This window comes from Micromonospora sp. DT68, assembly GCF_049847245.1.
In the GTDB taxonomy this organism is placed as follows: Bacteria; Actinomycetota; Actinomycetes; order Mycobacteriales; family Micromonosporaceae; genus Micromonospora; species Micromonospora profundi.
In genome coordinates, this window is sequence record NZ_JBNCNZ010000019.1 from 36,961 (window position 1) to 63,838 (window position 26,878).

23 protein-coding genes are annotated in these 26,878 nt (G+C 71.0%); 4 read left to right on the forward strand and 19 right to left on the reverse strand.

From position 1 onward, the window contains the following. Positions 1–73 precede the first annotated feature (73 nt). Positions 74–2,173: a M14 family zinc carboxypeptidase gene (locus ACPXB1_RS26385; protein ID WP_425735925.1), complete on the forward strand. Its 2,100-nt coding sequence runs from the start codon at positions 74–76 to the stop codon at positions 2,171–2,173. 90 nt (positions 2,174–2,263) lie between these two features. Next, positions 2,264–2,905, forward strand: coding sequence for a fasciclin domain-containing protein (locus ACPXB1_RS26390; protein ID WP_425735926.1), 642 nt, complete (start codon positions 2,264–2,266; stop codon positions 2,903–2,905). Here ACPXB1_RS26390 and ACPXB1_RS26395 read toward each other — a convergent pair whose 3' ends face one another. Continuing rightward, complete coding sequence (locus ACPXB1_RS26395) at positions 2,906–3,922, reverse strand: tyrosine-type recombinase/integrase (protein WP_355596508.1); 1,017 nt, start codon at positions 3,920–3,922, stop codon at positions 2,906–2,908. Positions 3,923–4,622: 700 nt separating this feature from the next. Further along, on the reverse strand, positions 4,623–6,383 hold the full coding sequence (locus ACPXB1_RS26400) for an L-lactate permease (protein WP_425735927.1): 1,761 nt from the start codon (positions 6,381–6,383) through the stop codon (positions 4,623–4,625). A 442-nt stretch (positions 6,384–6,825) separates the two neighbouring features. On the opposite strand from ACPXB1_RS26400, the gene ACPXB1_RS26405 reads away from it, so the two are divergent. Continuing rightward, positions 6,826–7,578, forward strand: coding sequence for a FadR/GntR family transcriptional regulator (locus tag ACPXB1_RS26405; protein WP_355596512.1), 753 nt, complete (start codon positions 6,826–6,828; stop codon positions 7,576–7,578). Positions 7,579–7,585: 7 nt separating this feature from the next. Here the strand turns inward: ACPXB1_RS26405 and ACPXB1_RS26410 are convergent, their stop codons facing one another. The 16 genes from ACPXB1_RS26410 to ACPXB1_RS26485 form a co-directional block, all read right to left on the reverse strand. After that, positions 7,586–8,797 carry an LLM class flavin-dependent oxidoreductase gene (locus ACPXB1_RS26410; protein WP_355628335.1) on the reverse strand — a complete coding sequence of 404 codons (1,212 nt, stop codon included), beginning with the start codon at positions 8,795–8,797 and terminating at the stop codon, positions 7,586–7,588. Then, positions 8,794–9,540 (reverse strand): alpha/beta fold hydrolase, encoded by a 747-nt coding sequence (locus ACPXB1_RS26415; protein WP_355596516.1) that lies wholly within the window; start codon positions 9,538–9,540, stop codon positions 8,794–8,796. The genes ACPXB1_RS26410 and ACPXB1_RS26415 overlap by 4 nt, the downstream gene beginning before the upstream one ends. Then, positions 9,537–10,382: an alpha/beta fold hydrolase gene (locus ACPXB1_RS26420; RefSeq protein ID WP_355596518.1), complete on the reverse strand. Its 846-nt coding sequence runs from the start codon at positions 10,380–10,382 to the stop codon at positions 9,537–9,539. Before ACPXB1_RS26420 ends, ACPXB1_RS26415 begins: the two co-directional genes overlap by 4 nt. 29 nt (positions 10,383–10,411) lie before the next feature. Next, complete coding sequence (locus ACPXB1_RS26425) at positions 10,412–10,927, reverse strand: flavin reductase family protein (protein WP_355596520.1); 516 nt, start codon at positions 10,925–10,927, stop codon at positions 10,412–10,414. Then, positions 10,924–11,787: an FAD:protein FMN transferase gene (locus ACPXB1_RS26430; RefSeq protein ID WP_355596522.1), complete on the reverse strand. Its 864-nt coding sequence runs from the start codon at positions 11,785–11,787 to the stop codon at positions 10,924–10,926. Before ACPXB1_RS26430 ends, ACPXB1_RS26425 begins: the two co-directional genes overlap by 4 nt. A 128-nt stretch (positions 11,788–11,915) precedes the next feature. After that, on the reverse strand, positions 11,916–12,791 hold the full coding sequence (locus tag ACPXB1_RS26435; protein ID WP_355596524.1) for an HpcH/HpaI aldolase/citrate lyase family protein: 876 nt from the start codon (positions 12,789–12,791) through the stop codon (positions 11,916–11,918). Then, positions 12,788–14,254, reverse strand: a complete 1,467-nt coding sequence (locus ACPXB1_RS26440) for a dihydroorotase (RefSeq protein ID WP_425735928.1) — start codon at positions 14,252–14,254, stop codon at positions 12,788–12,790. Before ACPXB1_RS26440 ends, ACPXB1_RS26435 begins: the two co-directional genes overlap by 4 nt. Before the next feature lie 43 nt (positions 14,255–14,297). Continuing rightward, positions 14,298–15,716 carry an MmgE/PrpD family protein gene (locus tag ACPXB1_RS26445; protein WP_355596527.1) on the reverse strand — a complete coding sequence of 473 codons (1,419 nt, stop codon included), beginning with the start codon at positions 15,714–15,716 and terminating at the stop codon, positions 14,298–14,300. After that, positions 15,709–16,563 carry a cyclase family protein gene (locus ACPXB1_RS26450; RefSeq protein WP_425735929.1) on the reverse strand — a complete coding sequence of 285 codons (855 nt, stop codon included), beginning with the start codon at positions 16,561–16,563 and terminating at the stop codon, positions 15,709–15,711. Before ACPXB1_RS26450 ends, ACPXB1_RS26445 begins: the two co-directional genes overlap by 8 nt. Before the next feature lie 29 nt (positions 16,564–16,592). Next, positions 16,593–17,792 (reverse strand): CaiB/BaiF CoA transferase family protein, encoded by a 1,200-nt coding sequence (locus ACPXB1_RS26455; RefSeq protein ID WP_355596529.1) that lies wholly within the window; start codon positions 17,790–17,792, stop codon positions 16,593–16,595. Positions 17,793–17,890: 98 nt separating this feature from the next. Then, positions 17,891–19,162, reverse strand: coding sequence for an MFS transporter (locus tag ACPXB1_RS26460; protein ID WP_355596531.1), 1,272 nt, complete (start codon positions 19,160–19,162; stop codon positions 17,891–17,893). Beyond that, positions 19,149–20,573, reverse strand: a complete 1,425-nt coding sequence (locus tag ACPXB1_RS26465) for an aldehyde dehydrogenase family protein (protein WP_355596533.1) — start codon at positions 20,571–20,573, stop codon at positions 19,149–19,151. The genes ACPXB1_RS26460 and ACPXB1_RS26465 overlap by 14 nt, the downstream gene beginning before the upstream one ends. Next, positions 20,566–22,299 (reverse strand): thiamine pyrophosphate-dependent enzyme, encoded by a 1,734-nt coding sequence (locus ACPXB1_RS26470; RefSeq protein WP_425735930.1) that lies wholly within the window; start codon positions 22,297–22,299, stop codon positions 20,566–20,568. Before ACPXB1_RS26470 ends, ACPXB1_RS26465 begins: the two co-directional genes overlap by 8 nt. Beyond that, complete coding sequence (locus ACPXB1_RS26475; protein ID WP_355596537.1) at positions 22,296–23,369, reverse strand: ABC transporter substrate-binding protein; 1,074 nt, start codon at positions 23,367–23,369, stop codon at positions 22,296–22,298. Before ACPXB1_RS26475 ends, ACPXB1_RS26470 begins: the two co-directional genes overlap by 4 nt. Before the next feature lie 113 nt (positions 23,370–23,482). After that, complete coding sequence (locus ACPXB1_RS26480) at positions 23,483–24,355, reverse strand: ABC transporter permease (protein ID WP_355596539.1); 873 nt, start codon at positions 24,353–24,355, stop codon at positions 23,483–23,485. 21 nt (positions 24,356–24,376) lie between these two features. Next, complete coding sequence (locus ACPXB1_RS26485; protein WP_355596541.1) at positions 24,377–25,174, reverse strand: ABC transporter ATP-binding protein; 798 nt, start codon at positions 25,172–25,174, stop codon at positions 24,377–24,379. 173 nt (positions 25,175–25,347) lie between these two features. Between ACPXB1_RS26485 and ACPXB1_RS26490 the strand changes: the two genes are divergently transcribed. Next, on the forward strand, positions 25,348–25,968 hold the full coding sequence (locus ACPXB1_RS26490; protein WP_355596543.1) for a cysteine hydrolase family protein: 621 nt from the start codon (positions 25,348–25,350) through the stop codon (positions 25,966–25,968). On the opposite strand, the gene ACPXB1_RS26495 is transcribed toward ACPXB1_RS26490, so the two are convergent. Continuing rightward, entirely contained in the window at positions 25,899–26,828 is a 930-nt protein-coding gene (locus tag ACPXB1_RS26495; protein WP_425735931.1) for an IclR family transcriptional regulator, read from the reverse strand. The two genes, ACPXB1_RS26490 and ACPXB1_RS26495, sit on opposite strands and share 70 nt — an antisense overlap. Positions 26,829–26,878 lie beyond the last annotated feature (50 nt).

A 26,878-nucleotide genomic window follows, 5' to 3' on the forward strand; every position in this document is an offset into this window, starting at 1 on the left:
AAGATCATTGCATCGACGTACTCCGACAACCATGCTGGGCGGGTCGCGCCACGATCAACTAGTCGGAGGCCACATGAGACGCAAGCGACCCACCCTCATCGCCATATCCACTGTCATCGCTCTCACGCTGACCATTTCACCCACCCCCGCCAACGCCCAGAGCGCCGCGCAACCCAACCAGGTCGCCGACCTCACCGTCCGCCAGAGCGACGGGTACGCCACCCTCGCCTGGCAGCACGTCGACGGCGCCACCGACTACCAGATCGAACGCACAGCGGTCGACGCCAACGGCAACCCCACCGGCGCACCGACCATCGTGGGCATCTGGCGGCCCAACCGCCAGGTCAACCAGGAATCACCCACCTTCGCCGACGCCGGATTCAACCCCGGCGACCGGTTCCAGTGGCGGGTACGCGCCCGCGCCGGCACCACCGAACAGCCCTACTCCGAACCGGTCGTCGCCACGACCACCGCGCCCTGGGGCAACCCCGACACCCCCGGCGAGCAACTGCGCACCCAGTGGGAGACCACCCGCGGCGCGCAGTACACAAACGACGTCAACGAGTACGCCTACACCGAGGCCATCGACGTCCTCAGTGACCGCGTCCGCGTCGTCGAGCTCGGCCGCACCCTGCAGAACCGGCCCATCAACATGATGGTCTTCGGCAACCCGCCGGCGGCCACCCCGGAGGCCGTCGCCGCCACCGCACCCGTCGCCATCAACTGCAACGTGCACGGCAACGAGCCCGGCGACCGCGAAGCCTGCCTCATCATGGCCCGGCAACTCGCCTTCAGCACCGACCCGCGGATCATCGACCTGCTCAGCCGCACCAACGTCCTGATCGTCCCCACCATCAACGGCGACGGCCGGGCCAACAACACCCGCGGCAACGCCTCCGGCCAGGACCTCAACCGCGACTACTCGCTGATCCGTCAGCCCGAGACCACCGCGTACATCAAGATGGTCCGCGACTACCGGCCCGTCGCCGGCTACGACGGCCACGAGTACGGCAACGCCCGCGCCGGTGACCTGCCGATGCTGCCGCCGCGGCACCAGAACGTGCCCCAGTCCATCTTCGACCAGTCCCAGGACATGATCGAAGGCCACATGTACACAAAGGGCGCCGAAGACGGCTGGTGGGCCTGCCCCTACGGCTGCGAAGGCGGCAGCACCGTCGGCAACAGCGAGGAAACCATCCTCCGCAACACCCTCGGCCTGAAGAACGTCGCCAACTCCCTGCTGGAGCTGCGCAGCTCCGGCGGACAGACGCGACCCGACGAGGGCAACACCGCGAACAACCGGCGCCGCAAGACCTACTCGGCCCTGTGGACGTTCCACCAGTTCCTCGACTACCACCGCGCCAACAAGGCAGAGATCCTCGCCTCCCGCGCCGAGGGCATCGAGGGCCAGGCCGCCAACACCGGCCGTCTCGTCTTCCGTGGCTCCCGACCGATCCCGGCCTACCCTGCCCCGCACCCGGGTGACAGCCCGCCGGGCCTCGACGCCCCCCGCGCCGACCTCATCCTCGACGACGCGCCCTGCGCCTACAGGCTCACCGAGGAGCAGTACAACGGCGCACGCACCGACGGCCCCGGCGGCGTCGGCGCCACCGTCGCGCAGCGCATCGCCGCACACGGCTGGAAGGTCGTCAAGACCGCCGACGGCTACTACGTGCCCCTCAACCAGCCCGAACGCGGCCTGATCCCGCTGCTGCTGGACACCAAGGGCGTCGAGAAGCTCGTCGACGGCGAGCGCATCTACCCGAACCTCACCGGCCGCCGCAACGGACCGCTTACCGTCTCCGGCTTCACCTGCGCCGCCGACGCCACAATCAACGGCCCGGTCACCATCCGGGCCGGCGCGGCGCTCGTCGCGACCGGAACCACAATCAGCGGCCCGGTCACCGCCAACGGCGCCTCCGGTGTCCTGCTCGCCGACAGCACCGTCAACGGCCCGGTCCAGATCGCGAACAGCACCAACGCGGTCTCCCTCATCGACGTCGCCGTCTCCGGCCCGGTCAACCTGACCGGCACCGGCGCCGACGTGCCGCTGCTGGCCGGCAACACCATCCGCGGCCCGCTCAACTGCACCGCGAACAGCACCGCCCCGACCAACCTCGGGGTCAGCAACACCGTCCACGGCCCACGCAACGCCCAGTGCGCCGCGCTGTGACCGTCAGCTAGTCGCACCACAGTGCCGGCGGCGCGGGCGTGAGCCCACGCCGCCGGCACACCCATCAACCCGACACCCATGGAGTACGCCGTGTCGCAACCCGCCACCTCGAACGGCACCCGACCGCGGCGCTACCGCCTGCTCGCGCCCGCCCTGCTGCTCGCCCTCACCGCGTGCAGCAGCACCCCCGCCGACCCACGCCCGGTCGCGGTAGCCGAGATCACCGGCCCGCTCTGCGCCGCCCTGCCCACCGGTGACGACCCCGGCAACCCGACATTCCTCGCCGGCCAACCCGTCGACGAGGCGCTGCGCTGGATGCCCACCCTCACCACCTTCGAGGCGGCAGTGCGCGCCAGCGGCGTCCTCACCGAACTGCCCAAGGACGGCCTCACCGTCCTCGCGCCGTCCGACGACGCCTTCGCCGCGAAGTTCTCCGAGGACAACTGGGACGACCTCATGGTCCGACACACCGGCCAGCTGCGCCCCCTGCTGAAGGCACACCTCGTCGCGGGAACCCACGCGATCGACGACCTGCTGAAGGCCGGCACCGCCACCACCCTCGACGGCACCACCATCACCGTCACCGGCACCGCCCCCACCGTGCGCCTCGCCGACCGCGCCGACACCGTCTGCGCCGACTACCGGGCCACGAACACCCGCATCCACATCATCAACTCGGTCCTCGGCACCCTGCCCACCACCGCCAACGACTCCGACCACAAGGCCCACTGATCACCGCGCCGCCGGCTCCTCCCGGCCCGCCGGCAGGAGCGCCGCCAACGCGCGGTTCGTCCGGTTGGCCCGCACCGCGTCGCGCTGCTGCCCGGCAGTCACCTCGATGTACGTCTGCGACGACGCCAACGACGCGTGCCCCAACAACCGCATGATCTCCGCGGCGCTCGCCCCGTCCTCGGCCAACCGCGTCGCGAACGTGTGCCGCAGCGCGTGCAACCGCGCGCCCCGCGGCACCCGGTCACCGATGCCCGCCCGCCGGTAACACGACTCCACAAGGTATTGCAGCCCGCCGCGGCGCAACGGCTCACCGCGCCGGTCCACCAGCAGGGCCGAGTCGGGGCGTACCGACCGGGACCCGAAACGCCGCCGCCGACTGTCCAGGTAGTCCACAAGCACCCGGTCCAGATCCGCCTCGATCGGCACCACCCGAGGTCGACCACCCTTGCCGGCCACCTCGATCCGCCGCTCACCGGACCTGCCGGTCAACGAGTCGACACGCAGCGCCAGCAGCTCCGACAGGCGCAGCCCGGCGCAGAGCGCCACCGCCAGCACCGCGACGTCCCGCTCCGGCCACGGGTCACGCTGCCGGCCCTCGTCGCGGGCTGCGGCGGCCAGCAGCACCTCGGGGGTGTCCGCGCCGCGCAACGGCTTGGGCTGGGGGAGTAGCGCGCGGGGACGCCCGACCGCCGGCATCGGATTGCCCGCCACGACACCGTCGGCGACCAGGAACGTGAAGAAGTTGTTCCAGGTGGACCAGGCCCGGTGCACCGACGCGGCGGCCCGGGGAGCGGCGAACCGTGCGAAGGCCGCCCGCATCACCCGGGGGGAGAGGTCGGTGATCGACAACGCGTCGAGGGGGAGGGGAGTGGTGACGTCCTCGGCGACCAGGGCAGCCACCGCGAGCAGGTCCCGCCGGTACGCCGCCAGGGTGTGGGGGGAGGGCTTGCGGGTGGCGCGGGCGGTCAGGAACTCCTCGATCAGAACCATGAGCGATTCGTCCTTTTTGTCATGCATAAGGGATATTATGCATGATTTTCGCGTTGCCCGGAAGGGCGGAGGAAGGGGAGTGGCGAGCAGGCAGGCCACGTGACGTGCGCCCGTCGCCGCATGTCCCGACTGTGGTCGACCCGGCATGCCGACGGTGTATGAGGAGCCGTACGGCCCGACGGAGTGGATCTGCGGCGAGGGGTATCCGTGGCGGGCGGTCGGGCTCCGTGGGCGGTGCCGGGCGCTGTCAGCGGAGACGGTGCGTCGACCCTGTTCTTCCGGCGGATCGCTCCTGGCTCGTCTCCGCCCTCCGGGACGACACCTGGACCGACGTTGGTGGCCGCGCCGCGCTGCTCGCGGGTCTACGGCAAACCCGTTGGTTAGGCGCGGCTCGTCCAGCCCGACGAGGACCTGAGCCGCGAGTGGGCCTCCCTCCGGCGCACTGAGGGGACCGCGAAATCACGCTACTTTACATAATGTACATTATCGAATCGAGGCTGCCTGCCGCCGCTGTACCGCTCGGCGTTCGTCTCTGTCCCCCGCTGGCCGAGACCGTGGAGCCTCCAGCCACTGTCCGCACTCATCACGTCATCCGTCCGACTCGTCGTGTCCCGCCGTGGGTGTGACGGGTGCGGGCGCGAAAACTCATCACCAAGCCGTACCCACGAGGGAGCGCAACCGGCGGTCGGCCGGAAGCGCTCCCCTCGCACAAGTGGTCAGGAGGCCGCTAGGGCACCATCCAGCTCAACACCGGGGTCGCCTGTAGGCCGACCAGCAACGCCATCGCGGAGATCAGAACCACGCTCCAGCCGAACATGCGGCGGAACAGGTCGCCCTCCCGGCCACTCAGTCCCACCGCGCTCGCCGCGATCGTCAGGTTCTGCAACGAGATCATCTTCCCGACTACGCCGCCGGACGCGTTGGCCGCGGCGAGCAGCACCGGGTCCAGGCCGGCGCGCTGCGCGGCGGTGACCTGGAGTGCGCCGAACAGCGAGTTGGACGACGTGTCCGAGCCGGTGAGCGCCACACCCAACCAGCCAAGCACCGGCGAGAGCAGCGCGAACAGCCCGCCGGCACCGGCCATCCAGGTGCCCAGCGTCGCGGTCTGCCCGCTGCCGTTCATCACGAACGCCAGCGCCAGCAGCCCGCAGACGGTGAGGATCGCCCAGCGCAGCGACGCCAACGTCTGCCCGTACGCGACGAGTGCGGCGCGCGGGGTGACGCGCAGGATCGCCATCGTGACCAGGCCAGCCAGCACCAGCAGCGTGCCGGTCGAGGAGAGCCAGTTGAAGCGGAAGACCGGCAGCGACGACGGTGTGCCGGCCACGGTCAGCAGATGCAGCCCCGGCCAGTCGAAGGTCACGGTGACCGCGTTGAGCGCGTCCGCGATCGCGGGCACCTGGGACAGGCCGAAGATCGCCACGATCACCAGGTACGGGGCGTACGCCCGCCAGACCTCCACCGGGGCGTCCGGCTGGTTCGGCGCCACCGCCGGGCGGCTGGCGAGGGCCACCGCACGATCCGGCTGGCTCACCGACCCAACCGGCCCGCCCGATTCGGCAGTCGGCCGGGGCCCTGCCGGTCCTTCCTGCGGCGGGGCGTCGGACGCGCCACCGGTCACCTGGTCCTCGTGGCGCCGGGGCGGCCACGCCCGCGCGGTCACGGCCACGACCACGGCGCTGACCAGCCCCGCGACGATGTCGGCGAGGGCAACCGAGAGGTAGTTCGACGTGAGGAACTGTGCCAGCGCGAACGACCCGCCGCAGGCGACTGCCACGTGCCAGGTTCCGCGCAGCCCTCGGCGACCGCCGACCATGCCCACCAGCAGCAGCGGAATGAACACCGCGATCACCGGTACCTGACGCCCGGCCATCGCGCCCAGGTCGCCCGTCGGCAGGTCGGTGACCCGGGCCAGCGTGGTGATCGGCAGGCCGAGCGGCCCGAATGCGGCCGGCACGGTGTTGGCCACCAGCGCCACCGTGGCCGCCTTCATCGGACCGAAGCCCAGCGCCAACAGCATCACCGTGGTGATCGCGACCGGAGTGCCCTGCCCGGCCAGCCCTTCGAGCAGTGAGCCGAAGCAGAACGCGATCACCAGGGCCTGCACCTGCCGGTCGTCGCTGACCCGGGCAAACGAGCGCCGAAGCACGTCGAAGTGCCCAGTCGTCACGGTCATCCGGTAGATCCAGATGGCGGTGCCGAACGTCCACACGAGCGGGAACAGCGCGAACGTGGCACCTTGACTCGCGGTGAGCAGCGCCTGACCGGTCGGCATCGCGTAGACCACGATGGACACCAGTAGTGCGACGGAAAGCGCGCCGAGCGCAGCCAGCCACGCCCGTACCCGTACGACGCCGAGCAGCAGGAACAGCGTGATGATCGGCAGCCCGGCGACGAGGGCACTCAACGCCAGTGAGTCGGCGAGAGGATCCAGAGTCGGACGGTACACGCACACCTCCAGCAGCACGTCGACCAGAGGCCATCGCATCGAAGGTGCTCACTTTAATCCGGCCGACGGCGGCGTACCCACTTCGAAAATGCGCGGTACGAGGACATGCTGGACCGGGTGCTTGTGCCTCAAGCCGCTTGAGGTCGCATGGTGGGCGTCGTGGACAGCGATGAGCTGTACCCGATCGGGGATGTCGCCCGGCGGACCGGCCTGTCCCGCCACTGATCTATTCGGGGATCGTGGCGGTCGCCGCGCTGCTCGGCTGGGCCGCCATCATGACCTCGACGGGGGTGGCCATGCGGGCGCAGCCGATCGACGCGCGCGAGTGACGGCCCACCCCCGTGCCGGCAGTTGTGCGGCGGCGGGACGTTCGGCCGTGCGCCTGATGGTGTGCCCGGCGGGCGGGGCCGGTGCCGCTCCTCCGCCGGGTTCGCGGTGAAGGAGCCACGAGGGCAAGATCGGGGGCCCGTAGGATCGGGTCATGTCTGAGGCCCAGCCGCTCCCCCGGTTCCGCCAGCGCGCGGCGAAGATGGGTGAGCTGGTGGCCCGGCAGATCCTTGAGGACATCGTCGAGCAGGGGTTGTCGGCCGGGGCGGGGCTGCCCACCGAGGCGCAGATGTTGCAGGCGTACGGGGTCAGTCGCGGGACGCTGCGGGAGGCGCTGCGGATCCTGGAGATCAACGGTCTGGTGCGTGTTCGGCCGGGTCGGGGTGGTGGGCCGATCGTGGGGGCTGTCGATCCGCACACGTTCGGTCGGACGATGGCGTTGTTCATGCAGATGGGTCGGACCCGGTTCGGTGAGCTGGTCGAGGCGCGCGTGATCATGGAGCCGTTGATGGCCCGGTTGGCGGCCGAGCGGCGTGATGAGGCGCACCTGCGGGAGTTGGCCGAGTCGATGCGGGAGCACGCCACGTTGGAGGAGCGTGACGAGGCCAGCTATCTGGCGGTCATGCAGCGTTTCCACGGTGTGGTGGCGGGACTGTCGGGCAACGGGGTGCTGGATCTGTTCGGTAGGGCGTTGAAGGAGATCTACACCGAGCGGGTGGTGGCGGCCGAGCGTCGTCCGGAGCGGTGGGAGGACGTGCGGCGGGAGCACCAGGCGGTCGCGGCGGCGATCGCCGATGGGGACGCGGCGCGGGCGGAGACGTTGATGCGGGCGCACATGGTCGCCCTTGCCGATCACCTCGAACGTGATTACGCGGGTCTGCACGACGAGGTGATCGGCTGGTGGTGACCTCCGGTCAGGACAGGGCGCTGGAGAGGACCGCCTGCACGGGCGTGGTGTCCTTGTCGACGCGCCAGGTGGTGTCCTGGTCGTGCCAGTCGGCGCCGAGGGCGGTGACGGCGGGCATGACGTCCTTGGCGAACAGGGTGAGGTGGTCGCGTACCTCGTTGCTCGTCATGTCGCCGGCGTGGTTCATGAGGATGAGGTGCCCGGCGCCGGTCTGCTCGTAGAGGCGGTGGATCTGCGCGGTGACCTGGTCGGGGGTGCCGACGAGGAGGATGCCGGCGTCGATGAGGTCTTCGTAGCTCATGCGGCGGACGGCGCCGAGGCGGCCCTGGAGGGCGGCGACGGCGGCGGCCGGTGGAAAGTAGCCGGGTGGGCTGGCGGCGCCGAGCCGGAGTTTGCCGGGCTTGAGGTAGTACATGAGTTTGCGGCCGATCTCGCGGGCCTTGGCTTCGGTCGGTGCGACGTGGCACAGGGCCATGTAGGCGAAGCGGTCCGGGCCGGGTTCGGGTTGGCCCGCGGCGACGGCGGTTCGGCGGTAGAGCCGGAACGAGGTGGCGGTGTCGTCGTAGGTGCCGAGCAGGTTGCACAGTGTGTAGCCGTGGCGGGCTGTCCATTCGACGAGTCGGGTGGAGGTGCCGCTGATCCAAATCGGTGGGTGTGGCTGCTGGTACGGGCGGGGCCACACGCTGACGTACCGGTAGTGGTAGTGGCGGCCCTCCCAGGAGAAGACGTCGCCGCTGGTCCACGCCTTTTTGATCAGGTCGTGGGCTTCGATGAACATGTCGAGGTTGTGCACGGGGTTCTGGTTGGACGGGAACGTCTCGCCCTGGACGCCGCGGACGAAGCCGCAGTCGATGCGGCCGCCGCTGACCGAGTCGAGGTAGGCGATCTCCTCGGCGACGCGGATGGGGCTTTCGCGGTGTGGCAGTGGGGTGCCGAGCACGAGGACCCGGCCGCGTCGGGTGCGGTGCAGGACGGAGGCGGCGCTGAGGGTGGCCGAGACCTGCAGGGTCGACGCGGACTGGTGGTGTTCGTTGACCATGAGGTCGAAGCCGAGTTCGTCGGCGAGTTCGTACTCGTCGAGGTAGCGCTGGTAGAGCTCGTGGCCGAGGACCGGGTCGTAGTAGCGGTTGGGCATGAAGTATTTGAGGCCGCGGTTTGCCTCTTCGGCCTCGGGTGCGATGTACGGGTAGGGCATTTCGGTGAAGTGGTAGAGCTTCACTGGGCCTCTCCGATCAGGAAGGACCGGACCAGCCGGTGGAATGCGTGGGGGCGTTCCAGGTACGGGTAGTGCCCGGCGTGCGGCAGCTCGACGAAGCGGGCCGAGGGCAGCAGGTCGGCCAGTGCGGCGCTGTGGCGTGGGGGTACGAGCCGGTCGTGGGTGCCGGCGATGACGAGGGTGGGCATGGTTGCCAGGTGCAGCCATCGGCGTAGGCGTGGGTCGTGCAGGAAGGGTTTCCAGGCGTACCGGGACAGGGCGGCGCGGTCGGCGAAGGCCCGTTCGTAGTCGTCGTCGGTGAGGCCGGGTGGGTAGCCGGGCATGCGCAGGTCGTGGCAGGCGGTGGGTTCGGCCCAGCCGAGTTCGACGATCTCGGTCGGGTCGAGCAGGAGGATGTCGGCGAAGTCGGGTTCGGTGGGTCCAGACAGTTTCACCCCGTACGGGCTGACGAGGGTGAGGGTGGTGAACAGGTGTGGTGCGCGTACTGCCATCTCCAGGGCGATCCAGCCGCCGAAGCCTGCGCCGGCCAGGTGCAGGGGGCCGTGTGGAGGGTCGGTGACGGGGTCGGACAGGTAGTGCTGGGCGAGGTCGGCGACGCTGTCCCAGTCCTGTGCGGTGTCGTCGAGTGGTGTGCCGAAGCCGGGGTGTCGGGGTACGACGACGTGCAGGTCGTCGGCGAGCAGGCCGAGCGCGCCGATTCTTCCGGGGAGGACGTCGGCGTCGTGGAGGAACAGCAGGGTGCTCATTGTGTGGTCCTCCCCCGGTTGAAGAAGGTGTGCAGGAGGGTGGCGACGGCCTCGGGTTGGTCGAGGTTGGGTGCGTGGCGGGCGTCCATGCGGTGCACGTACACGTGGGGGGTGAGGTTTTCCAGGTGGCGGCCCCAGTCGGGTTCGAGCAGGTCGTCGCGGGTGGCCTCGACCACGAGGATGGGGACTGTGGTGTCGCGCAGGGGGGTCGGCCAGTTGTCGGGGCCGGGTTTGGGCAGGGTGGGGTGTTGCAGGCGGGGGGCCATGCAGGCCTGGACGTGGCCGGGTTTGCGGGTGTTGGCGTAGCGCACCTGGACGGTGTCGTCGAAGCCTGGGTATTCGTCGGCCATGAGGGCGACGAGGCGGCGTGCGTCTTCTTCGGTGCCGTCGAAGCGGCCGAGTTCGGTGGTGCCCTTTGTGGAGCGCCAGGGGCCGCCGGTGCCGCAGATGCTCACGGCGGACAGGGCGGGCAGCGCTGGTGTGGGTGTGGCGAGTGCGCGCAGGAGGAGGGATCCGCCGAAGGATTGGCCGGCGAAGTGGGCGGCGTCGACGTCGAGGGCGGCGCAGAACGCGGCGAGGTGGGCGGTGCGGAATGAGTACGGCGAGCGGTCGAGGTAGACGACCTTGTCGGTGTCGCCGTAGCCGAGCAGGTCGGGTGCGAGGACCCGGTAGTGCTGGGCGAGCAGCGGCATGACCCGGGACCAGCTGCCGATGGCGTCGCCGCCGAATGCTCCGTCGTGGACGAGGACGACTGTGCCTTCGGGTTGTCCGGGCGGTGTGGATTCCCAGTAGCGGGTGGTGAAGCCGCCGGCGTTGATGGTGTGGGTCCGTGGTTGGGTCATGGTTCTGCCTCGCGGTGGGTGGGCTGCGGTCAAGGGCTGTCGGGGTGGAAGGTGCCGTAGCGGCCGTTGTGGTGCAGCAGGGGTTCGGCGTCGGTCTGGGCGCGGGCGTGTAGCACCTCGCCGCAGAGGATCCAGTGGTCTCCGCCCTGGTGGATGGCGGTGGTGCGGCATTCGAGGACGGCTGTGGTGCCGGTGGCGAGGGTGGGCACCGGTGTGCGGCCGGTGACGATGGCGGCGGCGAGGTCGTCGAGGTCGCGGCCTCGGCTGGCGAAGGCTCGTGCCCAGGCGGCGCGGTCGGCGGCGAGGTAGTTGATGCTGAATCGGCCGGCCTGTTCGGCCAGCGGGGCGACGCCGGTTTTGGTGTCGACGGCGACCATGGCCATTGGTGGTTCGCCGGACAGGGATGTGGCCGAGGTGCAGGTGACGCCGGTGATGCCGCCGGGTCCGCCGGGTATGAGGAGGATCGCCACGGGCGCGGGTACGCGGCGGAAGGCGGCCCGGAACCGTGCGGGTTCCACGAGGCGGTCAGGGCTTGTGGGGTTCATGGTGCCGCTCCCCTGTCGGTGGGGTCGTCGGTGCGGGTCAGCCACAGGTGGTGGACGTCGGTGCGGGTGGTGAGGTGTGCGGCTGTGGGGCTGCCGCCGATCACGACGGCTGAGGCGACCCAGTCGGCGCTGGCGCCGGTGCGGGCCAGGACTGTGCTCTGGGTGATGTCGGAGGTGGCGGGTCGGCCGGTGCGTGGGTCGATGAGGTGGTGGTCGTTGGTGCCCCAGCGGCGTTTGCCGATGCCGCTTGTGGCGACGCCGCCGTCGCGGACTCGCAGGACGTGGCCGTTGGGCAGGTTGACGGGCCAGCCGTCGCCGTCGGGGCCGGGGCCGCGGCAGGTGACGTCTCCCCCGACGCTGGCGGCGGAGTTGGGGCCGAGCCAGGTGACGATGTCGTCGGCCCACCGGCCCTTGGCGAGCGCGCCGACGTCGATGCCGTATCCGGGTGCCAGGCGGGCGGTGCTGGGGCGTAGTTCGAGCACCTCGGCCAGGGGTGGCACGGGGGTGGGTGTCGTGGGTGGCGCGGTCGGTGGTGTGCCGGTGGTCCAGGAGTGGACGTAGCCGGCGGCGAGGAGCCGGGGCAGCATCGCGGCGTTCACCAGGTTGGCGCTGGCGGCGGCGACGGCCAGGGCGTGGCGGAGCATGGCGTGCAGGTCTGCGGAGACGGGGTGCCAGCGGCCGGCGGCGGCGTTCAGGTGCGACAGTTCGCTGTCGGGGCGGAATCGTGAGTAGCGCCTGTCGAGGGCATGGAGTCGTCGCTGGACCTCGGCGAACGGTGTGGCGGGTGTGCCGTGGCTGGCGAGGGTCACGTCGCAGGTGAACACCGAGCAGGTGTAGCGCTGTGTGGGCGCGGTGGTCATGCGGGTGCTCCCTTCATCACCAGTTTTAACATGCTAAACATGATGATGTTTCGGGAGCAAGGGGCTGTCCAGGTGGTTCCCCGCCCGACCCGTCGTCGTTGACGGGCCGGGCGGGTCACCGCGGCGGGCTATCGGCCCGCCGCGTCCCGGTCCAGCACCTCCTGGGCGCTGCGGGCGACCGCGGCGTCGATCAGCCGGCCGTCGGCGGTGACCGCCACTCCGGAGCCGCTACGTGCGACGTGGGCCAGCCGGTCGACGATGTCGCGGGCCGCGTCGATCTCGGCCGTCGTCGGCGAGAACACCGCGTTCACGATGGGCACCTGCGCGGGGTGGATCGCCGTGCGTCCGCGGTAACCCTGACGCAGCAGCAGGCGGCTTGTCGCCTCGAGCCGCTCCGGGTCACGCAGGGCCGTCTCGGTCGGACCGACCGGCGGGGCGATACCGACCGCCGCGCAGGCCAGGACGATGCGCGAGCGGTGCGGCCACAGCTCCTCCCGGTCCGGACCGGGTTGCAGGCGCAGCTCCGCCGCGAGGTCCGCCTCGCCCAGGCCGAGACGCTCGACGCGGGGGGCGGCGGCCACGGCCTCGGCGCGTAGCACGCCGCTCGCCGTTTCCAGCAGCGCGAACACGGCTGTCGACCCGTGCGGGACGCCACTGTCGCGTTCGGCGTCGCCGAGCAGCCGGTGCACCTCGGCCAGCAGGTCGACGTCGGCCTTCGGCACGACCACACCGGTCAGGTGCGGGCCGACCACCGCGGCGATGTCGGCGGCCGGTGTGTCCGCGTTGAGGCGTACCCACCACTGCACCGTGGCGTCGGCGTCGGCGAGGAACGCGCCGACGCTGGCCCTGGCGGTGGCCTTGCTCGCCGGTGCGACAGCGTCCTCCAGGTCGAGGATGCAGGCGTCGGCGCCCCGGGCCGCCGCCCGGGCCATCTTGTCCGGCTGGTCCCCCGGCACGTACAGGTAGCTGCGGGCGGTGGGCAGGGGTGCCCCGATAGCCGTCACGGGCGCGTGGGGCGGGCCAGGTACCGGCCGCGCGGCTGCCCGACCAGGGCGCCGTCGCGCAGGATCTGCTCGCCGCGCAGGAACGTGTCGGTGACGCGAGCGGTCAGTTCCATCCCCTCGAACGGCGTGTACTCCTGCGTCGACAGTGAGTCGTCGGCCCGGACCGTCCAGGTGTGGTTCTCATCCAGCAGGCAGAAGTCGGCGTCCAGCCCTTCGGCGATGGCGCCCTTTGTGGCAAGGCCGTAGCGGCGTGCCGGCGCCCACGAGGTCAGCTCGGCGACGCGGGCGTAGGACAGGCCGCGCTTGGAGCCCTCGCTGACCAGGCCGGGCAGCAGGTACTCGGCGCCGCCGAAGCCCGACTTGGCGACGAAGATGTCGTCGGCCGGCTCGCCGAACTTGGTCTCGGCGCGGCAGCAGGCGTGGTCGCTGACGACCCAGTCGAGGTGCCCGTCGAGCAGGTAGCCCCACAGCGCCTCGACGTCCTCGCGGGGACGCAGCGGCGGGTTGACCTTGCCGCCGAGGCCGTGGGCGGTGTCGATGTCGGCGAGCAGGTGGCCGATCGTCACCTCACGGCGGAAGTCGACGTGCGGGAACGCCTTCGCCATGCGCAGCGCCGCGTCGACGGCCTTCGCCGAGGTCAGGTGCAGCAGGTTGATGGTGGGCAGGCCGGTCTCGTGGGCGAGGTAGGAGGCGATGCTGATCGCGAGGCCCTCGGAGTGTGGCGGCCGGGAGGCGCTGTAGGCGGCAAGCCCGGTGAGGGCGCCCTCCTCCTCGACCAGGCGGGTGTACGCCCGCATGATCTCGGCGGTCTCGCAGTGCAGCGACAGCGAGATCTCGTCGGCCAGGTCGGGGAACTGCTCGCGGGCGGCCTGCACGCCGCGCATGACGAACTCGAAGTGCGCGTAGTCGTAGCGGGCGTCCGGCGGGATCATGAGGAAGGAGCTCTGGTCGGTGGAGCGGCCGTGCAGGCCGTGGCCGCCGTAGAACATGAACACCTTGAACGAGGTGACGCCGTGGTCGCGGATCAGCTCGGGGATCTCGTCGATGTGCTCACTGGTCATGGGCGCGACGTGGAACGCGTAGTCGACGTAGGACCTGTGGTCGGTGGCGCTGCGCACCTCGGGGAAGAACTCGCGGTACGGTCCGCCGCGGTTGAGGTAGTACTGCCCGGTGCGGATGTAGTTGATGGCGGACGTGACGCCGCCCTGCGCGCAGGCGCGGCTCTCCGTGGCGGTGTCCTCGGCCAGCGGGTGGTAGATGCCCCAGTGCTGGTGGGCGTCGACGACGCCGGGGAAGGCGAGCTTGCCGCCGCCGTCGACGACTGCCTTCGCGCCGGTGGGGTCGATCGCCTGCGCGAGGCGGGCCACGCGGCCGTCGCGGACGGCGATGTCCAGCGCCGCCGGTTCGGGCTGGTCGTGCCGCACGACTCTGACGTTCTTCACTACGAGGTCGAAAGGTTCCACGGTGTGTGCTCCTGGGTTGGCGGACAGCGAGTCGGTGCCGGCGTCAGTCGGCCTGTAGTCGGGTCAGTGGGCGCAGCACGTCGGTGACGTCGGTGACGTCGGCGAGGCCGAGCACCGCGGCCACGACCTGGTCGGCGGTGTCGGAGTCGACGCGTCCGGCGACGTTGTCCCGGAACTTCAACGCCAGTTCCGCGTCGGACAGGGGCCGTTGCGGGCCACCGCGGTTGGTCAGCACCTCCTCGCGCCAGGTCTGCCCGTCGTCGGTGCGTACCGTCACGACGGCCGGGAACTGGTGCGGGAAGATCGTGTTGCACTCGTCGTCGGGGACGACGTCGACGCGGGCCATCAGCGCCCGACGCTGCGGGTCACGGGCCAGGTCGTCGGTGAAGTCGCCCAGGCCCAGGCCCAGTCCCCCGCCGCCGAGCAGGCCGGCGACGACGGCGTACGGGCCGCTGAACTGCGCCTGGTAGCCGGTGTCCGGTGCGCGTTTGGTGGTGATCGGTTCGCCGATGGTGCGGATCACCGCTGCGGGTACCCGCAGTTCGATGTGGGTGATCCGGTCCACGGGCACGCCCGCGGCGCGCAGGGCCAGGCCGGCGTCGATGGCCGCGTGGGTGAAGTGGTTGGCGGGGTACGGCTTGAAGAAGATGTCCGGCACCGCCCACCGCTCGCCGAGGCCGTCGGTGATCTGGTCGTGGTCGGCTTCGCCGCGCAGGAAGGCGGTGAAGAAGCCGAAGCGGCCCTCCAGGACTGTGGGTGGCCCGGTGAAGCCGCGTCGGACCAGGTCGGCGGCGGTGACGGCGCTGTGGGCGGCCCAGCCGCAGTGCAGCCGCTTGACAGTGCCGCCGGTCCGGTTGGCCTCGATCACCCCGGAGGCCATGGAGGCGGTGACACCGAGGACGTCCAACAGGCCGTCCTCGTCCAGGCCCAGGAGCATGCCGGCGGCCACGGCGCCGCCCATCGCGCCGCAGATGGAGGTGGCGTGCTGGCCGTGCTCGAAGAACACCGAGTTCTTCAGGGACGGGTCGTAGCCGGCCATTCCCAGTCGTACCGTCGTCTCGATGCCGACGGCCACGGCGTTGGTGAGGGCGGCGCCGTTGGCGCCGGCGGCCTGGGCGGCGGCCAGGGCCGCCGGGACGACGGCGGCGCTGGGGTGCAGCACCGAGGGCAGGTGGGTGTCGTCGTAGTCCAGCGAGTGCGCCAGGACGCCGTTGCCGAACGCGGCCTGCGCCGCGGGCACCGCGTCGGGTAGCCCCACGACGTGAGCCTGGGGGCGTCCGCCCTGGTCGGCGACGAACTCCAGGGCGGCGCGGCTGGTGGGCAGCCGGTGCGCGCCCACGCACAGGCCGAGGATGTCCAGGACCCGTTGGCGCACGCTTGCGGCGACGCGTTCGGGCAGGGGCTCGTCGCCGGTGCGGGCGGCGAACGCGGCCAGCTGCCGGGCCAGGGTCTGCTCAGACATGGGCGACCACGGCCAGGGGGCGCACGGGTGAGCCGGTGGCGCCGAAGATGGCCAGCGGCGACAGGACGAAGAGGAACTCGTGGACGTTGTCGGCGGCCAGCTCCTCCAGCGCCATCGTCTCGATGATGTAGACGCCGCGTTCGACGAGCAGCACGCGGTGGGCGGGCAGGACGCTGTGCCCGGCGCCCGGTGGCAGGCACTCGAAGGCGATCGTGTCGGCCCCCACGGCGTGGACGCCCTGGCCGGCCAGCCAGGTGGCGCCGGCTGCGCCGACTCCTGGTACGCCTGTGGTGTGCCCGATGTAGCGGGTGCGGTCCTCGTGGTCGAACAGCCTGCCCCAGCCGCTGCGGACCAGCGCCACGTCGCCGGGGCGCAGCGGGGTGCCCTGCCGGTCGGCGGCCGTCGACAGGTCGGCGGGGGTGATCTCGTATCCGGGCTCGCAGCCGTCGGACAGGCCCAGGGCTGCGGGGACGTCGAGCAGCACGCCGCGGCGCACCATCGGGGCGATGGTGTGCGCGCCCAGGTCGGGGTAGCGGCCGCCGCGGCCGGCGTCGGCGGCGTCGGAGCCGTCGAGCAGCCGACCGTCCTGCGAGACGTGGGAGAACGCGTCGATGTGGGTGCCGACGTGGGTGCCCATGGTGATGATGTCGTTGGCGGCGGAGCCGCCGTCGGGGCGTACCGCGTCGCCGTGCCGGCGGGGCAGGGCGTGCCAGAACGGCGGATGGTTCGGCGACTGGGGCATGCCGATGGTGAGGCGGCGGCCCAGGTCGTACACCCGGACTCCCGCCTCGACGGCGGCCAGGAGCGCGGCCGTGCCGGAGTCGGTGGTGATGTTCGTTGTGGTCACGACAATCCTTAAATCGGTGGTGGCGACCGTCAGGCCACGATCTCCCGTGAGCGCAGCTCCGCGACGGCGTCGGGAGTGCAGCCGAGTTCGTTGACGAGGAGGTCGTCGGTGTCGGCGCCGAGGGGTCGGCCGGTGAAGCGGATCCGGCCCGGTGTGTCGGACATGCGCCACAGCACGTTGTGCATGAGGACCTCGCCGAGGTCGGGGTCGGGCACCTTGACGACCATCTTGGTGGCCTGGACGTGTTCGTCGGCCACGATGTCGCGGGCGGTGTAGACGGCGGCGACGGCGGCGCCGGCCTCTTCGAAGGCGCGCATGACCTCGTCGCGGGTGCGCTCGGCGATCCACCCGCCGACGTACTCGTCGAGCAGGTCGGCGTGCGCGGCGCGTTGCCGGCCGGAGGCGAACCACGGCTCGTCGATGACCTCGGGGTGACCGACGAGGCGCAGGACCCGCTCGGCGATGGACTGCGCGCTCGTGGACACGGCGACCCAGTCGCCGTCCTTGGTGCGGTAGGTGTTGCGGGGGGAGTTGTTCGTGGACCGGTTGCCGTGCCGGTGCTCGACGATGCCGAGCTGGTCGTAGACGGTGGGGCCGGGGCCGACCGCCGTCATGATCGGCTCCAGCAGGCTCATGTCGACGATCTGGCCCTTGCCGCCGTTGCGGTCGCGGGCGAACAGCGCGGCCATCGTGGCCGACGACGCGGCGATGCCGCAGATGCTGTCGGCCAGGCCGAACGCGGGAAGCGTGGGCGGGCCGTTCTCGTCGCCGGTGAGGTGGGCGAAGCCGCTCATCGCCTCGGCGAGGGTGCCGAAGCCGGGCCGGCTGGCGTACGGGCCCTGCTGGCCGAAGCCGGAGATGCGCACGATGACCAGGCCGGGGTTGACCTCGTGCAGCTTCTCGGGGCCGATCCCCCACCGTTCCAGGGTGCCGGGGCGGAAGTTCTCCACCAGCACGTCGGCGGTGGCGGCCAGGCGCAGCAGCAGGTCGGCGCCCTCGGGCGCGGACAGCTTGAGGCCGAGTGTGCGCTTGTTGCGGGAGATCTCCTTCCACCACAGCGGTACGCCGTCCTTGGCGTGGCCGTGCCCGCGCATGCTGTCGCCGGCCACGGGGTGTTCGACCTTGATGACGTCGGCACCGAAGTCGCCGAGGATCTGGCAGCACAGAGGGCCGGCCAGGATCGTCGAGGCGTCGATGACGCGGAGTCCGGTCAGCGGTCCGTCGTGCACTGGGCCTCCCCAACTCAGTCCGTTCGCTTCAAACGAACGGTGTTTCGCTCAGCAGAATAGGTTGGAATGCGGTGCGGGGTCAACGGCGACGCGCTCTGTCATCCCTGCTGGACAGGCCCGGCGGCGTCACCGCGCCGGGTCAGCCGACCGCGCAGGACCACAGCGGCGGCCACCGCGGACCCGGCCGCGACGAACGCTCCCGCAGATGCCGAGAACGTGTCGCCGAGCCAGCCGTGCAGCATCGCCGCGGCCGGCCGGATACCGAGGAAACACATCGACCACAGGGCCATCACGCGGCCACGCACCGCGTCGGACAGCCCTTCCTGCATGGTGGCGTTGACGTCGCTGACCGCGAGCAGATAGCCGGCCCCGCCCACGGCGATGCCGACGGTGGCCAGCACCGGCCCCGGGCTCACCGCCAACACCGCCATCCCGAGGGCCAGCGCGGCCACACCGACCGCGCCCGTCTTGCCGCTGCCCACAGTGCGTCGCAGCCGGCCCACGAAGACGGCGACAAGCGCCGAGCCGACGCCGAAGAACGTGATGAAGACACCCACCAGCAGGTCACCGCCGCCGAAGCTCTCGGCGAACAACGGCGACAACGTGTTGATCGGCTCCATCGCCAGGCCGATCAGGGCCACCGCCACCAGGCACCGCACCAGCACCGGCCGGTGCCGTACGTAGGCGACCCCGCCCAACACGCCCAGCCTGCCCCGCGCGCCGGCAGCCGGTTTCGGTAGCCGCACACCACGCAGCGCCAGCGCGAACGCCAGGAAGCTTGCGGCGTTGACGGCGAACGCCGTACCGGCGCCGGCCACCGCGTACGTGGCCGCCCCGGCCACCGGGCCGATGGCCCGCGACAGGTTGAACGTCAGCGAGTGCAGGGCGATCGCCTGCGGCACGTCGGCGCGGCTCACGATGTTGGGCACCAACGCCTGCGCGGCCGGACCGGTGATCGCCTGCCCCACCCCGGACAACCCGATGAACGTGAGCAGCAGACCCGGATTCAACGCGTCCAGGAAGGCCAGCAGCGCGAGCACCGCCGCTGCGGAACCGCCGAGCGTCTGCCCCACGATGATCAGCCGCCGCCGGTCGACACGGTCGGCCAACGCCCCGATCACCGGGGCGAGGACCAACTGCATGGCGAACTGCAGGGCGGTGACAAGACCCACCATGAACGCCGAGCGGGTCAGCGCGTAGATCGTCAGGATCGCCGCGACGTTCTGGAACCACGTGCCGGTGTTCGACGCCAACGACCCGAAGAAGTACGGGCCGAAGCGACGGTCCCGCAGTAACGCGAGACCGCCGCGGCCCCTCTCGTCGGCTGGCGCGTCAACCGGTGACCCGGCCGGGCGGTCAGCCTGCCGCACCAGCGCCTCCCATGCCGTACCCCTGCGGGGTGCCGCCGGTCAGCGAGGTCCACACCGACTTCGAGCGCAGGTAGAGCCGGGCCGCCTCGGTGCCGTTCTCGCGGCCGTATCCGGACAGGCCGACACCGCCGAACGGCACCAGGTCGGACATCACCCGGTAGGTGTTGATCCACACCGTGCCCGCCCGCACCTGCCCGGCGAACCGGTGTGCGCGGGCGATGTCGGCGGTCCAGATGCCCGCAGCCAGGCCGAACTCGGTGTCGTTTGCCAGCCGCAGCGCGTCGGCGTCGTCGCGGAAGGACGACACCGCGAGGACCGGCCCGAACACCTCCTCGCGCAGCAGGCGGGCATTGTCGTCCAACCTGTCGAACACCGTCGGCGCCACGTAGAAGCCGTTGCGCAGCCGCTCGGTGTCCGGCAGCGTGGCCTGCGCGACGAGCCGACCCGCGCCGCGGGACTCGGCGATGAACGCCGCCGTCTTGTCCCGCTGCACGGCGGTGATCTGCGGACCCAGGTCCGTCTCGGCGTCGAACGGGTCGCCCACCCGCAGCGCCCGTACCCGCTGGGCCACCCGGTCCAGCACGTCGTCGTAGATCGACTCGTGCAGGACCAGCCGGGAGCCGGCGATGCACATCTGCCCGCAGGAGGCGAATACGCCCAGCACCACTGCGTCCACGGCCTGGTCCAGGTCGGCGTCGGGGAAGAGGACCTGCGGCGACTTGCCCCCCAGCTCCAGCGCCACCGGGGTGAGGTTGGCCGCCGCCGACCGGGCGATCGCCTTGCCGGTGTCGTGGTGGCCGGTGAACACGATCAGGTCGACGTCCGGGTGCGACACCAGTGCCACGCCGGTCTCCCGGCCACCGGGCAGCACCCGCACCAGCCCGTCGGGCACACCCGCCTCGGCCAGCAGGCCGGCCAGCCGCAGGGCCGTCAACGGCGTCTCCTCGGCCGGCTTGAGCACGCAGGCGTTGCCGAAGGCGAGCGCCGGGGCGATCTTCTTGACCGCGAAGAAGAACGGCACGTTCCACGGGATGACACCGGCGACGACGCCGTGCGGCTCGGGCACCGTGTAGGTGTGGTACTCCGGCCCGACCGGGATGGTCTCGCCCCGTACCTGCTCGGCCCAGCCGGCGTAGTAGCGGAAGCTGTTCGCGGCCCGGATCGCCTCCCGGCGGGTGTCGCTGAGGATCTTGCCGGTGTTGCGGGTCTCGGTCTCGGCCAGCTCGTCGATGCGGGCCTCGATGAGGTCGGCGACCGCGTGCAGGATCCGGCTACGGTCGCTGCCGGTGCGGCGGGCCCACGCCGGCTGGGCGGCGCGCGCCTCCCGGACGGCGGCGTCGACCTCGGCAGGCGAGGCGGGCGCGATGTGGGTCAGGACCCGGCCGTCGATAGGCGAAACGACATCAGCCATCGGTGTTCCCTTCGTCGTGAGCCGGGCGCGCCCGGCGTGCCGGGTCCATCGACCCGGTGAGATGCTCGGGCACCCAGACGTCCAGCACGGCCGGGACGCGGTCGCGCGCCACCGCCGTACGGGCCCGGTCCAGGGCCGCGGTGAGGTCGGCCGCCCGCACCACCTGCTCCCCGTAGCAGCCCTGCGAGCGGGCGTGCGCCGCGAAGTCCGGCGACGGGGTGAGGTGGCCGCCGAGCACTGTGGGTTCGGTGACGGCCAGGCCGTCCGGGTAGTGCGCGGCAAGGGTTGTCGTGCCGGTGCGGTAGCCGCCGTTGTTGACCACCACGGTGACCACCGGCGCGTCGTGCTGCTGCTGCAACCACAGGCACGAGTCCGGCGAGCCGAACAGGTACGAGCCGTCCCCGGTGACCGCCACGGCGTGCGCGCCGCCGGCGGCCATGCTGGCGCCGGTGGCCGCCGCCACCGACCAGCCGAGGCTGGACCCGCCCTTCTCGAAGAGGGTGCCCGGCTTCGTCCGGCGGACCGGCGCGGTGTCGAACACCTCCCAGGTCAGCAGGTCGTCGGGGCGCAGGTGCCGGTCCAGGGCGGCGGCGATCAGCGCGGGCGTGGGAGCACCGGAGACCGCCGCGTTGCCACCGGCCGGTCGCGGCGCGGCGGCTGGCGGTCGTTGCCGCCGCCGGCGTACGGCGTCGGCGTCGCCCGGTCCGGCCGCGCCGACCTCGGCCAGCACGGCGGCGAGGAACGCCGCCGGGTCGGCGGTGGTACGCGCGTCGGCGCGCAGCTCGTACAGCGGGACACGACCCTCGATCGGGTCGGGCCCGGCCCAGCCGATCCACGCGTCGTCGTGGGGGCGTTCCACGGCGGGCATCCACGGCACCGGATGGTCAAGCACGATGATGACGTCGAACTCGTCAAGTGGCGCTGTGGTGTGCCACGGGTTGTCGTCGGGCAGGTTCATCCGGTAGCGGGTGGCGCGTACCTCCACGCCGAGGGTGTCGGCCAGCTCGGCCAGCAACGTCACGGCGTGCGGGTTGACGCCGACGCGGTCGGTGACGATGACGGGCCGCCGGGCGGTCGTGAGGCGGCGGGCCACCTCGCTGACCACGCCGGGGTCGCCCGGTCCCAGGGTCGGGATGCCGAGCCGTTGGGCGCTGGGGACCGGGTTGCCGACCGGGATCGGGTACCTGCCCACCTCTTCCGGCATCGCCAGGTAGACGGGGCCCCGCCGAGGCGCGAGCGCGACCTGGAGGCCACGCGCCACCACCAGTGCGGCGTCGTCGAGGGCGGACAGCTTGTAGTCCCACTTGACGTACTGCCGCACGATCGAGCCCTGGTCCCAGCGCTGCTGCTTCCAGAACACCGGCGAGTTGCGCGACTCGGCGCGGGTGGGCGGATAACCCGACATGATCATGATGGGGTGGTCGCCCCACATGGCGTTGTGGATGGCGCCGCCGTGGTGCAGCAGGCCGAGGTCGGCGTGGGCAGCGGTCATGGACGGCTGGCCGGTGACCATCGTTTCGCCCATCGCCGCGGTGAGCGCGACGTGTTCGTGGGGGCAGGTGATGATCTGCGGGGTCGGCTCGCCCTGGTGCCGGGCCTGCGCGCTTGCCTCCTGGAACGAGGTCAGCTCGGAGCCGCTGTTGAACCACAGCCGTCGCACACCGCTGGCCGCGGCCGCCGCCAGGACCGCGGAGGCGGCGCTGGCGGCGGCCGGGCCGCCCGTCACAGGTTCCTCGCGCGCTCGAGGTAGCTGCGGTTGATCAGTTTGTCGATCGGCGCAGCAGACTTCACCAGCTTGGCCTTGATGAGGCTCTCCTGACCCTTGAGCCAGGTCTGCTCGTTCATCTCCAGGGCCTTGTCCGGGCCGGCCGCCAGCCAGCTCTCCACAAGCAGCGGCAGCTCGGCACGGGCCTGGGCCGGGTCGGCCTCCGGGTTGTACTTGCGCAGGTCGTTGATGACCTGATCCCAGTTCGCTTCCTTGCTGGCGTAGTCGATCGCCTTGAGCACGCCGGCGAGGAACTTCACAGGCATGTCGCTGCCCGACTCGACCATCTTGGCGCTGGTGTTGTACGAGTCCGACGGCATCGGGGCGAAGTCGTCGGTGCTGAAGAAGACGACCTCGCCGACGTCCTTCTGGATGGTGGCCCGGTCGGTGTTGACGCAGATCCACGCGTCCACATCGCCCTTGCGGGCCAACTCGTACGCGGCGGTGCCGACACCGGTGACCGGACGCTTCACCGACGTGGGGTTGACCCCCGCGTTGATCAGCATGACGTCGAGCAGGTTCTCGGTGGCGCCGCCGGTGGAGACGATGCCGCAGGTGCGTCCGGCCAGCTCGGCGGGGTTGCGGATCGGCTTGTTCGGCAGGGACACCACCTCGAACTGCGACTTCTGCCGCACGCTGGCGATGCTGACGAACGGGGCGTCCTCGTTGGCCACCGCGATGATCGCGTTGATGCCGTTGGCCCGGGTCAGGTCGGCCGAGCCACCGAGCACCGCCTGGATGGCGGTGGCGGTGCCCTGCCCGCCCTTGATGTCCAGGCTCAGCCCGAACTCGGAGAAGAAGCCACGCTCCTTGGCGACCATCGTCTCCACGAAGCTCAGCGTCATGCCGGAGGCGGTCATGTACGAGCCGTTGAGGCTGCCGTCGGCGTTGACCTTGTCGTCGTCGCCGCCGCAGCCGGTGAGCAGCAGGGTCATGCCACCGGCGGTGGGCAGCAGGAGCCCGGCTGTGGTGCTGGCCCGAAGGAACGAACGCCGCGAGACCGGCGCGCCAATTGAACGGTCGTTTCTCATGAAGATCTCCCGGTACGGAGGAGGGGGATGAAGGTGTGCGACGGAGAAAGGCAAGGTGTGACCTGCCCGCGCCGCGTCGCGGCGCCGACCAGGGATCGGGAGGAGCGGACCTGTCAGGGGGTACGGCGTGGCTGCACGGACTCGTGCCAGGGGATCAGCAGCCGGCGGGCGCCGGTCACGATGCTGTAGAGGGTGAAGCCGAACAACGCCATGATCAGGATCGCGCCGAACAGTTTGTCGACCTGAAGGCCGTTCTGGAGGTTGACGGCGTACCGGCCGAGGCCCTTGTCACCGCCGAGGTACTCACCGACGATCGCGCCGATGGTCGCCTGGACGACCGCAAGCTCCATGCCGGCCAGGATGAACGGCATCGTGTACGGCAGGTCGGCGCGCCAGAACCGCTCCCAGCGGGACGCCTTCAGCGTCGTCATCAGGTCGTGCATCGAGCCCGGCACCGAACGGACACCGAACGAGGTGTTGATGAGCAGCGGGAAGAACGCCAGCAGCGCCGCCATGACCACCTTGGACGACGGGCCGAAGCCCAGCCAGAGGATGAACAGCGGGACCAGCGCGACCTTCGGCACCACCTGGGTGGCGACGATGAACGGTCGGGCGATGCGGTCGAACAGCGGCGACTTGCCGATCATCAGGCCGAGCCCCACGCCCAGGACGATGGCCAGCGCCAGACCCATGATGACCTCGTAGAAGGTCGTCCAGATGTGGGTCTGCCACACGAACGGGTCGGTGATCTGCTCGATGAAGGACTTGAACACCGCCTCCGGCGCCGGGAGCACGAACCGGGACAGGTCCGTGACCTCGACGTAGATCTTCCAGGCGACCAGGAACAGCGCGACGAGCAGAGGGCTGGTGTAGAAGGACAGCCAGCGGTTGTTGCGCAGTCGCTGCGACAGCGTCAGCGGCGGAGGGCGTAGCTGTTCTGCGGTAGGCGACGTCGGCGCCGGGTGGCGCTGATCTGTAGTGGTCACGTGCGACACCTCAGTTGCTGATCAGGCCGAGACGGCGGGTCGAATGTCGTTGTCCTGCTGCACCTCGCCGATCTGGCGGCGCAGCTCGGTCGCGAGGGAGCGGAACTCGGCGGACTCGGTCATCGCGAGGGTGCGCGGCCGCGGCAGCGTCACCTCGGTGATGGAGTGGATGTGACCGGGCTTGGTCCCCAGCATCACGATGCGGTCGGCCAGGAAGACGGCCTCGGAGACGGAGTGCGTCACGAAGACGACCGTCTTGCGGTTCTCCAGCCAGATGCGCTGCAACTCCGCGTTCATCATGTCGCGGGTCTGCGCGTCCAGGGCGCCGAACGGCTCGTCCATGAGCAGCACCTGGGGGTCGTGCGCGAGCGCCCGGGCGATGGAGACCCGCTGCCGCATACCGCCCGAGAGCTGGTGCGGGAGCTTGCTCGCCGCGTCGGGCAGCCCGACGAGGGCCAGCATCTCGCGGACCTTCGCCTCGCGCTCCCGGCGGCCGACGCCGGCCATCTCCAGCGGCAGGGCGACGTTGGCGCCCGTCGACCGCCACGGCATCAGCGTGGCTTCCTGGAAGACGAAGCCCAGCGGGCGGTCGGCGTTCTCCTGCCGGTCGCCGTGGTCGATTCGTACCCGCCCCACGGTCGGGCTCTCCAGCTGACCGATGATCCGCAGCAGTGTCGTCTTGCCGCAGCCGGACGGGCCCAACAGCACCACGAACTCACCGTCGGCGATGTCGAGCGAGACGTCGCTCAGCGCGAGCATCGACTGGCCACCGGCGCCGGCGAAGACCTTGCTGACGCCCTCCACTTTGATCGCACTCATGGGTACCCCTGTCACCGGCCGGTCCGTGAAATTACGCGACGCTGTTCGCTTGTGCAGTACGCCGTTCTGTTGGAGGGAACGTAAGCTATGTTCAGCGGCGAGGTCAATGGTCCGCAAGGCCCGACTCCATACGACTAGTTCCTTACTAATCGCCCAACCCCGGAGAAACCCTCATGGAACACCTGTCGCAGCGCACAGCGGTGCTGGTCATCGACATGCAGAACGACTTCTGCTCCCCCGTCGGGGCCATGGCGAAGCTCGGCGCCGACGTCAGCGTGAACACCGAGCTGGCCCGCAGGCTGCCGCGCTTCCTCGACCAGGCGCGGGCCGCGGGATGCCTGGTCATCTGGGTGCGGCAGGCCGCCCACGAGCAGCTCGTGTCACCGGCCCGGCGGGCCCGTGCCGAGGCGATGGGCCGCAGCCCGCTCAGCGTCTGCGCCGCAGGCTCCTGGGGCGCCGAACTCGCCGAGGGCCTGCGCCCCGAGCCGGGCGACTGCCACCTGGAGAAGACGCGCTACAGCGCGTTCGTCGGCACGCCCCTGCACAACCTGCTCCGCGCGCACGGACGTGACCACGTGGTGGTGGTCGGGACGGCCGCCAACGTCTGCGTGGACTCCACCATCCGCGACGCGTACATGGCCGACCTGACCACCACGATGCCGACCGACCTGGTCGGCTGGACCCGTGCGGACCTCGCCGAGGCGGCGATCCGCAACCTGGGCTTCTACTTCTGCGAGACGACGACCTCGGCCGAACTGGTCGCGGCGTGGTCCGCGACCGACCGCGTCGCCTGACGCCGGGGCGCACGCTTGCGCTGCACCGGCTCCGGCTGCGGGGCTTCCTGCGCCGCGGGGGCCTGATAGCCCAGCTCGGCGCTGACCTGGCGGGCCGCGTCGGCCACCAGCTCGCCGTACTCGACGAGCAGCTGCGCCGAGAAACGGTCCTGAGGGCCGCACAGCGACAACGACCCGTAGACCTCGCCGGAGGCCAGCCGGATCGGCGCCGCCACGCTTACCGCGCCGGCCTGCCGCTCGCCCCGGCTCACCGCGTAGCCCTGCTCACGGACCTCCCGCAGGTCGGTCCAGAGCTGCTCGACGGACGTGATGGTGGCCGCGGTGACCGAGACCAGCTCATGGGTGGCCAGGTATTCGGCGATCTCGGAATCGGGCAGGGCCGCCAGGATCGCCTTGGACGACGAGCCGGCGACAAGCGAATGACGGGAACCGAGCGTCACCGACATCCGGATCTCGTGCGGCGAGAGCACCTGGTCGGTGTAGACCCGCACCCACCCCTGCCGCATCGACAGGGTCGCGGTCTCCCCCGTGGCCTCCACCAACCGCCGCATGTGCCGGTTGGTGATCGCCTGCACGTCGATGGCACGCAGGGCGGCCAACCCGACCGCGAGAGCGCCCGGCCCGAGCCGGTAGCGCCGGGTGCCCTCGTCGAACGTGACGAACTGGTTGGCCGTCAGCTCCTTGAGGATGCGGTGGGCCACCGCCTTGGGCAGGTTCAGGACCCGGGCGACAGTCGACACCCCGATCATCTCCGGGCTGCGTTCGGCGAGGAGGTCGATCACGGCCAGAGCGCGACCCAGGCCGCTCGTCGTGTAGCGATGACCGTCCTCCGGCTCGGACGCCGGTACGCTGATCCCCATTCAGATCACCTCTCGAAGGTGCATAGGAACACGCCAGCGGTTGACCGATC